This is a genomic window from Prosthecobacter vanneervenii, from assembly GCF_014203095.1.
GTDB classification, from domain to species: Bacteria; Verrucomicrobiota; Verrucomicrobiia; order Verrucomicrobiales; family Verrucomicrobiaceae; genus Prosthecobacter; species Prosthecobacter vanneervenii.
Genome location: NZ_JACHIG010000001.1, coordinates 374,783 through 386,711, shown reverse-complemented (window position 1 = coordinate 386,711; position 11,929 = coordinate 374,783). Strand labels below are relative to the sequence as shown.

7 protein-coding genes are annotated in these 11,929 nt (G+C 60.9%); 2 read left to right on the top strand and 5 right to left on the bottom strand.

The features are described 5' to 3' along the window. The gene (purU, locus tag HNQ65_RS01315; protein WP_184337596.1) at positions 1-861 is read left to right on the top strand and encodes a formyltetrahydrofolate deformylase; all 861 of its coding nucleotides are present in this window, start codon (positions 1-3) and stop codon (positions 859-861) included. A 970-nt stretch (positions 862-1,831) separates the two neighbouring features. Here purU and HNQ65_RS01310 read toward each other — a convergent pair. The 5 genes from HNQ65_RS01310 to HNQ65_RS01290 form a co-directional block, all read right to left on the bottom strand. After that, a complete protein-coding gene (locus tag HNQ65_RS01310; protein WP_184337595.1) occupies positions 1,832-3,505 on the bottom strand; it encodes a prenyltransferase/squalene oxidase repeat-containing protein in 1,674 nt (557 codons plus the stop codon). 69 nt (positions 3,506-3,574) lie between these two features. Further along, positions 3,575-4,069: a universal stress protein gene (locus HNQ65_RS01305; protein ID WP_221306007.1), complete on the bottom strand. Its 495-nt coding sequence runs from the start codon at positions 4,067-4,069 to the stop codon at positions 3,575-3,577. 88 nt (positions 4,070-4,157) lie between these two features. Then, positions 4,158-5,579 carry a M81 family metallopeptidase gene (locus HNQ65_RS01300; RefSeq protein WP_184337591.1) on the bottom strand — a complete coding sequence of 474 codons (1,422 nt, stop codon included), beginning with the start codon at positions 5,577-5,579 and terminating at the stop codon, positions 4,158-4,160. A gap of 9 nt (positions 5,580-5,588) precedes the next feature. After that, a complete protein-coding gene (locus tag HNQ65_RS01295) occupies positions 5,589-6,563 on the bottom strand; it encodes a L,D-transpeptidase (protein WP_184337589.1) in 975 nt (324 codons plus the stop codon). Positions 6,564-6,616: 53 nt separating this feature from the next. Continuing rightward, positions 6,617-8,851, bottom strand: coding sequence for a trypsin-like peptidase domain-containing protein (locus HNQ65_RS01290; RefSeq protein ID WP_184337587.1), 2,235 nt, complete (start codon positions 8,849-8,851; stop codon positions 6,617-6,619). Positions 8,852-9,028: 177 nt separating this feature from the next. Here HNQ65_RS01290 and HNQ65_RS01285 point away from each other — a divergent pair, with 177 nt between their 5' ends. Next, complete coding sequence (locus HNQ65_RS01285; RefSeq protein WP_184337585.1) at positions 9,029-11,794, top strand: PVC-type heme-binding CxxCH protein; 2,766 nt, start codon at positions 9,029-9,031, stop codon at positions 11,792-11,794. Positions 11,795-11,929: the final 135 nt, after the last annotated feature.

Genomic DNA, 11,929 nt, shown 5'->3' with positions numbered 1-11,929 from the left:
ATGGCCTCAAAAGACATCGCCACCCTCCTCATTCACTGCCCCGACCGCCCCGGCCTGGTGCACGATGTCACCGGCTTCATCTTCTCGCATCAGGGGAATATCATCGACCTCCAGCAGCACATCGACTCCGAGCAGGATGCCTTCTTCATGCGCCTGGAATGGAGCCTGGAAAACTTCACGCTGGAGAATGATGAGATCGAGGCCCGCCTGCAGCCCCTGGCACGCCGGCACGAGATGCAGATGCGCCTGAGCTTTGCCAGCCAGCGCAAGCGCATCGCCCTCTTTGTCACCAAGGAGAACCACTGCCTCTACGACCTGCTGGCCCGCCATGAATCCGGCGACCTGCCTGTGGACATCCCGCTCATCGTGGCCAATCACGAGACACTGCGCCCCGCTGCGGAGCGCTTCGGCATCCCCTTCCACTACTTCCCCATCACCAAGGAGAACAAGCTGGAACAGGAGGCCGCGCAGATCGAGCTGCTGCGCCAGCAGCGCATCGACACCGTGGTGCTCGCGCGCTACATGCAGATCATCAGCCCGGCGATGATCGCGGAGTTCCCGCACCGCATCCTCAACATCCACCACAGCTTCCTGCCCGCCTTTGTGGGAGCCAAACCCTACCACCAGGCCTTCCAGCGTGGTGTGAAGATCATCGGCGCCACCAGCCACTACGTCACCGCCGACCTCGACGAAGGCCCCATCATCCACCAGGACGTGATGCGTGTGAGCCACGAAGACAGCGTGCACGACCTCGTGCGCCTGGGTCGCGACCTGGAGAAAACCGTGCTCGCCAAAGCCCTGTGGTGGCACGTCCGCGAGCGCGTGCTGGTCTTCAAGAACAAGACCGTGGTGTTCGATTGAGCCGCTGAGCCTGGCCTCCAGCCCGAAGTCCCGTGCCAGCCGAAATGTTGCATGTTGCACGTCCTATACACGGCAACATGGCAACATTCCCACTTTAGCCGCCAAAAGGGATGGCATCCTGTGGCACAGCATGGCAGCCCGTGGCAGCAGAGGGAAGGCGTGGCGTGAAATCATGGCAACATTTTGAGGGCTATCAATGAGACCCCTGGCAACATTTTGGAGGCCTCAAACGGGGCCAATGAGGATAGCCCACCCACCTGCCAGCGAGAGACAGCCCTGGCCTGACTTCTCCGCCCTACGCCTCTGCTGCGGCGCAGGCCCTCTGGCAAGCATGTAATGACCATCAAGCAAGGAGACCTGTGTCGGGCGGCAGCAAACTGGTCCGCACAGTCCCCTGTGCGGTTCGAGCAGCCCAGGACTTACTTTCTTCCATAAACTTCGCGAAATGCCCACTCACACTGCGGATTCATCTTTTCTAAACACGCAATGCCCCCGCCTGCGCGAAGAGGCTGCTACGAGAGTAAATGCAGCACCCATGCGCACAGACTTCTGCGCTGCCTGCGGGTGAATGGTGCATCAGGGGCTGGCGAGCCGCACAGAGGACTATGCGGACCACTCTGCCCCCATCTTTTACAGGTCATAATATACCATGTTCTATGATTACATTCACATGTCACCCACATGAAGCATCTCATCACTTGACGCAGGCCCTTACCTCTCGCAGGCGCGAGCCCGCTCCGGCCAAAATGTTGCCATATTGCAAGTATAGGATGTGCAACATGCAACATTTCACCTTTCAGCCGCTGGTGGTGGCAGCATGACAGCGCAGGTCATGGCATGAGATGGCATGCAGAGGAATGGCCAGCTCCAAAAACACGCCAAATGCCGGCAACATTTTGGGTGCTCATTGAAGAGCTGCGGCAACATTTTTGAGGTTGAGGGGGCCGCTTTGCATGGTTCGGGCTTTCCTTCACCGCTCAAAGATCAAACTCTCCCCCCGGTCTGCGACCTTGAGGTAGCGGTAGTAAACCTCCAGTTGCAGAGTGCAGAGGCACTGGCGGTAGATGGCATCGGCGGCATCGCCTGCTGGCCAGTTGGGGCGGCCACGTTTGAAGGAACCATCGGCATTCTGCGCGCCGAGGATCTGTGGCAGAAACTGTGAGTTGTAGAACTTCCAGTCGTCACCGCCTGCCTGGAAGAAGGCCTGGGTGTAGTAGTACCAGCAGTAGAGGTTGCAGTTGCGCTCCCAGTCCAGAGGCTCGCTGCTGAGGAACTCGCGCAGAAAGCGGATGCCTTTCTTCACAGCGGTGGCCTTGTGATCCGCCAGCGTCTGCAGGCCCAGCACGCCGCAGCCGGTGAGGCTCCACTGGTTGTAGTGCTCGTCGCGGTTGGTTTTGCCAAAGCCGCCGTCCTTCGTCTGCTTGGACTCCAGGTAGTCACAACAGCGCTTGATAGCGGCATCCAGCCCCTCAATCTTGAGCCCCGTATGCTTCGCGGCCTTGAGTGCCTGAAACTGCCAGCCGCTCACGGAAAGGTCCTCGCTGCTGCTTTCTTTGTTGTAGGCATAAGTTAGTCCAGCGTCCTTGCCGCCGTAGGTCCAGGCACCGCGCGGGTTCTGCTGGTCGATGATGAGGCGCACGCCTTTCTCAAACGCCTCCCGCAGTCCGGGCAAACTGCTGTTTCCAAGGCGGTAAAACGAATACAGCTCCCCCAGCGCATAGGTGGCGATGCCGTGCTCATAGGTGGCGGAATTGGCCAGCGGCTGCTCGGATACGAGGCCGTGCGGATTCCTCCGCGCCAGCTCCACCAGATAGAGCAGGCCGTTGCGCACGTTCTCGCCGTAGAAGGGCGACTCCGGCGTCTCGCAGCGCCCCAGGTAGCAGAGCAGCGTGAGGCCCGTCATGGCGGCCTTGTTGGTGCGGCCCCAGGAGCCATCGGCATTTTGCTGCGACTGAAGCCACGCCAGTGAGCGCGACACCGCCAGCTCACATTCCGGCGTGCCGCCATTCTGCCGGAGTTTTTCGAGGCGTGTTTGCATGGAACAGCGACCGCTGAATATGCTGGGCCCACGAAACACGGCAGCAGACGGCCCAAGGCCATCCAAACTGGATCTGCCAACAAACACCTGAGTGCTCACCTTGACACCAGCCACCACAATCCCTGGCCCTGCGTCAGGCAAAGGCATGTCATAGGCATTCATTAGTCTGGGGCCTTCACTTGGCTCCACAACAACGCGCGACTGCGGCGGTTTTCTCATCATCGTGGCATGGTTCTTCGTGCTCACGCGATATTCCAGCGTGCGTGCAGCTTCCTTGCTTGCCTTGCTCACTCCTGCAGGAATGAAATCCACCTCAGGCTTCACGATCTGGCTGCCGACGATGAACAAACCCGCCAGCAGCAGCGAACCCACATGCACCGCGATGCTGAGCATGAGCGAACCACCACCCATCTGCCGCCAGCAGCGCAACCAGGCCGGGGTGCGCGGGTGTGAGAATGCTGGAGGTATGCGAGGCTGTGGGGCAGACTCCTCAACCATCACCGCCTGCAGCACTGGCTCCGCCACATGCGGCGGCTGAAACCGCTCCCAGCCCGGAGGCACCTGATGACCTGACTCGGACGAATGATGTGGATCGTGAGTACTCATGGTGGCGTGATTGGATTTCACGCTGCATGACGATGAACCGAAGGCTTTCTTGGGATAGGGGGCGTCAAATTACAGCGGCCCAGCGGGTGCATTGATGAAAGCACCAGTGCTAGTCTTCTGCGGCACCGCATCCGCCGGCACCACGAGGACCGGACATTCCGCATGTTTCAAAATATCGTCCGAAACGCTGCCGACTAACAGCCTGTAAAAAGCACTGTGGTGGTTTGAGCCAAGCATCACCATGTCCGCATGCAGCGTCTTGATCTCGGCCAGCACGGCCTCAAGGTCCGCCCCCTCCAGCTGCCGGACAACGGCATCCACGCCAAATTTCATCATGGAGTCCCGCATTTCCAGAAGCTGCTCATATTGCATCTGCACCCGCTCTTCTTCCGGCTCCTGCATCACCTTGGGTGCCATCACTCCCATGTCGACCACCACCGGCTCCAGCGGCACGACATGCAGAATGACCACCTGCGCCTTGAGCGCAGCCGCAAGCTGATGCGCCAGCTTGAGAATTTTGAAAGCGAGATCAGACAGATCGACAAGAGCAACAATCGTTTTCATGGCCGCAGCTGGGGTTGTTCCATGATAATACGGAACTCCCCGTGCAAACACGTGTCAGAAATGCACCGCCATCTGCTGCCTGCTTCAATCAGTCGCGCTTTAAATGCCTGTATGGCAGCGCCTTCAGATTGCTGCTGCATGGTCCAGGCGTATCCACCCAAAGCATGCGGGCGGCGATTTTGTCATAGGCGCGGCGGTGGGCCACGGCGGCTTTGACGGCCACGACGGAGAGCTTTTCCACGGCAATGCCCCGGCTGTGCCACTGGCCGAGATCGAAGGGCGGCGTCTTCACGCTGGTGATGAGAATGGTGATGCCTGCATGCCGCACCACAGCGCAGCGGCCCATGTCGAAGACATCCCCGCACATGCTGGCGAGATGGCTGTTTTTATCCTCCAGTTCAAAGCGGCCATCGTCATGGAGCGCCACGAGTTCCACCTCCAGCTCCAGCGGGCCAGGGTCAAGGCGGCTGCCTTTGCCGCCGAGTTTGATCGTGCGCTCTCCAGCAGCCAGAGCCTCCACTGATTCGTGATCGGCGATGCAGATGGCGGCATCTTGAATACCGTGGCGAATGAGCGCACGCAGCAGCCCTGTGCAGTCTCCAGGTGCACCGCCGCCGATGTTGTCGGCAGGCTCCACCAGCACGGTGAGGCCCGAAGGCTGGGGCTTGAGCTGCACCAGCACCTCGTCAGCAGATGGGTCGGTGATCTGTCCCAAGTGCGTGAGTTTCTGTGCAGTCTGCGCCAGCGCCTCCAATTGCGGCGTGGCATCTGCCGTGGTGCAGGCCACAAAGCTCACGCCGGTGTCCGGTGTGTCGGCAAAGCTGAATCCGGCGACGATGTTCATGGCCCAGAGCGATTCATCCGCTCCCTCAAACTCACGCGCCATGCGCTCCAGCGTGAGCATGGGATCTGCCGCCGTGGCTGTGCCAGTAGGTGGCCAGTTAAGGCCAGGCTGGTGGAGCTGCATACGCGGGCGCTGCCCTGTGGTGAGGCAGCGCTGCAGCAGCCGCGCGGCGATGAGGCCCGCCTCACGAGCATCGGTGTGCGGATTTTCGCGGTAGCCCACGAGGCAGTCTGCCAGCGCGGCCATCTGCGGGGAGAAATTAGCGTGCAGATCAAAGACGCCAAAGATGGGTACGCTCGTGTGTGTGCGCAGGCGGCGGAGGATTTCCCCTTCCACATCCAAGATCGTCTGAGAGACCATGGCCCCATGCAGCACGAGGTAGATGGCGTCGTAATCTGCCCTCGCCACAGCAGGCTCGAGATCCTTCCAAAACTGCTCGATCACCTCGTCAGCCACAGTGGCCGAAGGCTGCGCGCGGTAGTCGGTGGCGGGGATCATCTGCCAGCCATATTCATCCGCCAGCTCCAGCACACCACCCAGCGGCGAGGAGTCACCCTTGCTGCCCCACAGCTCCTCACCGCGCCGGATTTGGAAATCAGAGAGCGTGGTGAGACCGTCGAGAAAGGTGTGGGTCTCATGAAAGAGACCGGCGATGAGGATGCGCATGGTGAGAGATTAACGCACGATCACCCGCGTTCCTGGCCGGATAAGAGTGGGCAGGCGTATGGCGTCCCAGTTGGCAAAGCGCACACACCCGGCGCTGCGGGTGCGTCCGATGGTGCGCGGCTGTGCCGTGCCGTGCAGGCCGATGCCCGATTTGCTCAGTCCGCACCAGATCACACCGATGGGGCTGTTGGGACCCGGCGGGATTTGAAAGGCTTCCTCCCCGCGCACGCCTTCCTCCAGAAACTGCTTGTCGTAGCGAAAGGTGGGCGTGGTCACCATGCTCTGCACCTTCCACGTGCCCACGGGGATGAACTGCGGCTTGCCCGGTGTGATGGGAAAGGCCGCCAGCATGACCTCCTTGTCATCATACACCGCCGCCATGCGCTCCGTGGTGTCCACCACGATGGTGCGTGCACTGAGTGCAGGATCTGCCTTGAAGCCCTGCATGGGCTTGATGTCCTCGATGCGGAAGGACTTCACGTTTGGCACCACGACAATGTCACCGGGCTTCAGCGCGGAGAGGTCCTTCTTGGGATTGAGCACAGCCACGAAGGACTCGTCTGTGTGAAAGCGCTCGGCGATCAGCTCCAGCATGCTGCGGTAGGCCATGTAGGGGTAGGCCGAGGCTTTTTCATAGTCCTCTGGCAGCTCGGTGGTGACGTACTTCACCAGTACGGGCTGGATCTTAAAGGCGGCATAGACCACGGGCACCTCGGCCTCAGCAGCTTCCTGGATGCGCGCCCAGTTGTAGATGTCCTTGAAGCCGTGGGCGTAGTTGTAGTTCACCACCGCCTTGTAGGTGAACTCTCCCACCGCGCCATCCAGCTTGCCTGGGCCGTAGAGGTGCTTGTCCAAAAAGATCTGGATGCGCAGAATCGTGTCGCGATCCTTCGGCACCGAGGGATCATTCTTGGCCGGTCCGGTGTCCTGAGCGCGGACCCCGGCCACGAAAAGGCAGCAGAGCAGGAGGAGGTGTTTCAGCATGCGACCGCATGCTAGTGCGCCTTCGGCCATGAGCAAGGAGGTGAGAGGAAAGACTACTCCCGCAAAGACTGCATCCAGCGGTCTAGCTGCTGCATGAGCTCCGGCGGGCCGTCTTCGGGGAAGTTCTGGATCAGCCAGCCCACGTCTTCGCGGGCACCGGCTTTTTCGCCAAGGCGCTGGCGCATCTGTGCGCGGGTCAGGCGCTCGGCGGCGGCCTGGGGATCAATGGCCAGCACGAGGTTCAGATACGGCAGTGAATCACGCAGGGAGCGGCTGTCGTCAAAGACGCTGCTCATGAGGTTCCGCAGCATGCGCAGCAGGATGGCCTGCTTGGTGGTGGGGGCCAGCGCAGCCTCGGGAAAGCGGCCATCTTCGGTCAGATCCAGTGCCGCCTGCTCCACGGTGACGAGCTTGCCATGCTCAAAGACATCCACCAGTTGCAGCTCGCCCTCTGGACCATCGCGATAGCCCACCATGAACTTCCCCGGCAGCGGCACGCCGAAGACGCCCTGCACCCCCAAGGCAGATGCCAGCTCGATGTAGAGCACACTCAGCGTGATGGGCAGCCCCTCTCGGTCATCGATGACTTCATTCAGGTAGCTGTTGGAGCGGTTGCTGTAGTCGCCACGGCTGCCATGGAATCCGTTCTCCTCAAACAGGTAACGATTCAGGCGTTTCACCGCTGCAATGGTGCCCTTCTTAATCTCAGGGTCATCCTTGAGATCCAGCACCATGGCTTTGAAGCTGCTCATGTAAGTGCTGATGTCGATCTCTGGATTGTCATGCCGCGCCAGCAGCAGGGAGCAGCGCAGCAGGTTGATCTCAGGCTCAGGCTTGGCCAACTCTGCGAGGATGTCCTTGGTCATGGCGCGGCGGTGCAGCTCGCGCTCCAGATCTCGCAGCCTGACGGCTTCCTCCTCCAGCCTGCGGCGCTGCTCCACCAGCACGCGGCGTGCAGCCCCGGGATTTTCCAGCAGGCCTTCGAGAGTCTGGTCCGTCGTGGCGGCAGTGGCCACATACTCCTGCACCTTGGAGCGCAGCCGGGAGGCCAGTTCGGGCTGCAGCGGCTTCTCAGCCAGATCGGTGCCGATGCGGAAATTGCGAAACTCCGCCACTGTCGTCCGGAATTTGCACAATCCGGCTGCACCAGCGCGAATACCGGTGTCGTCGCTCTCGATGACCTGCTTTCCATTCACATAGCAGACGATTCGCTCTGGCTCCACGCGCACGCGCAAGGTGTTCCAGTCGCCGGATTTATAGGCATCGCTGGGCACATCGGCCAGAATGGTCCAGGAATACACATCGGGGCCGTTGAAGCGGGTGAGGCGCAGCTTTCCTCCTGAGGGGTAAAAACCATAGTGCTTGTCCCCGCCATCGGAGCAGAAGGTCAGGCCCGCAGCGCCGGATTCATCATCCATCTTCACCGTGGCTGCGATCTCAAAGGTCTCTTCCGGGACCTTCTGTGTGGAAAGGCACAGCGCACGCCCGCCAAAGCCAGAGCCGGGAAATTCGGAGCGGATCACCCCGGCATGCTGCGTCCACTGCGCCCCCAGGTGCGAGTGCCACAGTTTGGGATTTAGCGCGCCGATCGTGAGCCAGCGGGACATGGGCACCGGGTTCGGCTTTTCGATGAGGTTTTTGAGCTCATTCACCGGCATGGCAAAGCCGAGATTGTCCGTCTTGAGGGACTTCAGCGTCAGGAGGCCTAGCACCCTGCCCTGCATGTCCAGCAGCGGGCCGCCGCTGTTTCCTTTTTCGATAGGCACGGCCACCTGCAGCATCTCCAGCCCGTCCACCTCGCGCGTGGCGGAGAGCACACCCTGCACGATGCTGAAGGCCAGCCCCTCAGGCGCGCCCATGGCCACAATGGGCTCTCCCTGCTGCACCTTGCTGGAGTCTCCCAGAGGCAGCGGCTTGAGCCCCTTGGCCTCGATTTTGAGCAAAGCGAGATCGTGGTGATTGTCGCTGGCCTGTACCACGGAGACATCGTGGGTCTTGCCATCGTGCATCTCGATCTGAAGCCTGCGGGCCTCTCCAATGACGTGCAGATTGGTGGCGATGAGCCCGTCCTCGCTGACCACAAAGCCGGAGCCGATGCCGTCCGTGCCCTCGCGCCCGATCTGGGTGATCTTTACCAAAGATGGGCGGATGGCCGCTGCCAGCTCGGCAGCGGTGCGGGCTGCGGGTGCAGCGGGCTTGGTGGCCGAAGCAGGCACCTTCGGTTTGGAAGCCGCGTGCGCCTGACCAAGCAGCAGGCTGGTGAGTAGCAAAAGGTAAACCGGGCGCATGGGGGAATGGTAATGCAGGAAACGCGCCAGACGAGCGATTCCATGCATCAGAGATCAACGCCGCTGCAACGCCGCAAGCCATCCTTTCAATTGGATTCAAAATATGTAGCCTGCGCTTTTCCTGCCAGCTTTGCCTTCCTGTTTGCGATTTAGTCTTCCCCGATTCAAAGAACCTCCATGCGCCCGATCACGCTGCTCTCCTGCCTTGCCTTCATCTCCGCCCTGCACGCGGAGGAGTTTCCCAAACCCTTCAACACCGAGAAGGGCGACCCCATGCCGGCCGAGGAGGTGGCGCGGACGATGGAGCTGCCGAAGGGCTTTAAGTGCGTGGTGTTTGCCGCGGAGCCGGATGTGCAGCAGCCCATTGCCATGAGCTGGGACAGCAAGGGCCGCCTCTGGGTGGCGGAAAACTACACCTATGCGGAGAACCCCATGCGCTGGGACACCAAACTCCGGGACCGCATCATCATTCTGGAAGACAAGGACGGCGATGGCAAACACGACGGCCGCAAGGTATTCTGGGAAGGCGGCAGCTACCTGACCAGCGTGGAGATCGGCTACGGCGGCGTGTGGGTGCTAAACAACGGCACACTGAGCTTCATCGCTGACAAAAACGGTGACGACATCCCCGATGGCGAGCCCGAGGTGCTGCTGGATGGATTCAATGTGAAGACCATCGGCCACAACATCGTCAACGGCCTTCGTTGGGGCCCGGACGGCTGGCTGTATGGCCGCCACGGCATCACCGACACCTCAAGCGTAGGCGCTCCCGGCACGCCTGCGGACAAGCGCGTGCGAATGAACTGCGCCATCTGGCGCTACCACCCCACGCAGAAGATTCTGGAAACCGTCTGCCACGGCGGCACCAACTCCTGGGGCCATGACTGGACAGCAGATGGTGAGCTCTTTTTCATCAATACGGTGATCGGCCACCTCTGGCACGCCATCCCCGGCGCGTACTACCGCCGAATGTTTGGCACGCATCTGAACCCGCATGTGTATGAAATCATCGAGCAAACCGCCGATCACTTCCACTGGGACAGCGGTTCCGAGAAGTGGGACACCATCCGCAAAGGTGGTGCCAGCCCCAAGACCGATGAACTCGGCGGCGGCCACGCGCACGTGGGCATGCTCATCTACCAGGGCGGCCTGTGGCCCAAGGAATACCAAGGCGCCGTGCTCACCTGCAATCTGCATGGCAACCGCATCAACGTGGACAAGCTGGAGCGCCAGGGCTGCGGATTTGTAGGCAAGCACACCCCTGATTTCATGAAGGCCAAGGACAAGTGGTTCCGCGGCATCGACCTCCTCACCTGCCCAGATGGCAACGTGATCGTCTCCGACTGGAGCGACGGCGGCGAATGCCACGACAACGATGGCGTGCACCGGACGAGCGGACGCATTTACAAGATTGTATACGGGGAGTCGAAGAAGGGCGAGCGCACCGCAGATAACAACTGGTGGGCCCGCATGGACCTGCAGAAGCAGTATGAAAGCGGCACAGGCCCTGCATCACGCGCACTGTGTGGTCTTGCCGACGCTGGCAGCAAAGACGGTCTTGTGCGCCTGCATACCGCATCTGACATGCAGCGCCTACCTATTGAATCCCGCTGGCCCATCGCCACCGCTTTGGCCAAGCACGAAGAAGACGCCAACGACCGTCAGCAGCCTCTCATGATCTGGTATGGCATCGAGCCTGCCGTGGCGGCAGATCCGATGAAGGGCGTGGAATTGATCAAAGAAGCGAAGCTGCCCACCGTGCGCCGACTGGTGGCACGCCGGATTGCGGAGATGATCGAGGCAAAGCCTGAAGCGGTGGATGCGCTGGTGGCGCTGATGACGAACAGCATCGAAGCGCAGGAAGACGTGCTCGCGGGCATCACCGCCGGGCTCGATGGCTTCAGCTCCGCCAAGAAGCCGAAGGGCTGGGATGAGTTTGTGGCCAAGGCTTCTGCTGACAAAACTGGAGACGCCGAACACGCCAAATCACGCGCCTCCAGCATTCAGGCTCTATCCATGGTCTTCGGCAGCGGCCGCGCCTCAGACGAGTTGATCGCCATCGTGAAAAACACGGACGGCGATGCCAACGCACGCCTCAATGCCTTCAAGAGCCTGACCCGCACCGCCAAGCCGGAGCTGCTCTCCGTAATCCGCAGCCAGATCAATGACAAGGTGCTGGGCACCGATGCACGCAAGGCGCTGGCTGCATATGATGACCCGAACATCCCCAAGGCCATGCTGAATCCCTGGCCGGGCCGCAGCGAGGAGCAGCAAGCAGCCACCGTAGCCACGCTGACCACACGCGCCAGCTATGCCAAGGCGCTGCTGGAAGCCATGCGTGACAAAAAGGTGCCCACCTCCGTGCTCTCCCCCTTCCAGGCACGTCAGATCCGCAGCCTGGGTGATGAATCCGTGACCAAGCTGCTGGTCGAAGCCTGGGGCGAGATCCGCGACACCCCAGAGGCGAAGAAGGCCGAGTTCACCAAATGGGAAGGACTGCTGACGAAAGATGCGCTGGCCAAGGCTGATCCCTCCAAAGGCCGCATGCTCTTCACCGCCGTGTGCAGCGCCTGCCATAAGATGTATGGCCAGGGCGGTGCCATCGGCCCCGAACTGACCGGCAGCGACCGCCACAACCTGAAGTACCTGCTCGAAAACATCCTGGACCCCAGCGCCGTGGTGCCTGCGGACTTCCGCGTGAGCGTGCTCAATCTCAAAGACGGCCGCACCATCACCGGTGTCATCCCCGAGCAGACAGAGCGCACCCTCACCGTGCAAACGCCTGCTGAGCGTATCACCATCGAGCGCACCCAGATCGTAAAGCAGGAACAGCTGCCAATGTCGCTCATGCCCGAAGGCCTGCTCTCCGCGCTGGGAGATGAAAACGTGAAGAACCTGATCTCCTACCTGATGTCGAACGGGCAGGTGGAGATGCCGAAATAAGAAGGACGAACGCCTGATTCCGAATGACGAATTGATTGCGGTCTCGCAGTCATTCGTCATTGATTCGCTTCGCTCACCCTTTGGGCAGCCTTTGGCTGTCTGTCTCGCTTCGCTCGGCTCTGCATTTGTTATTCC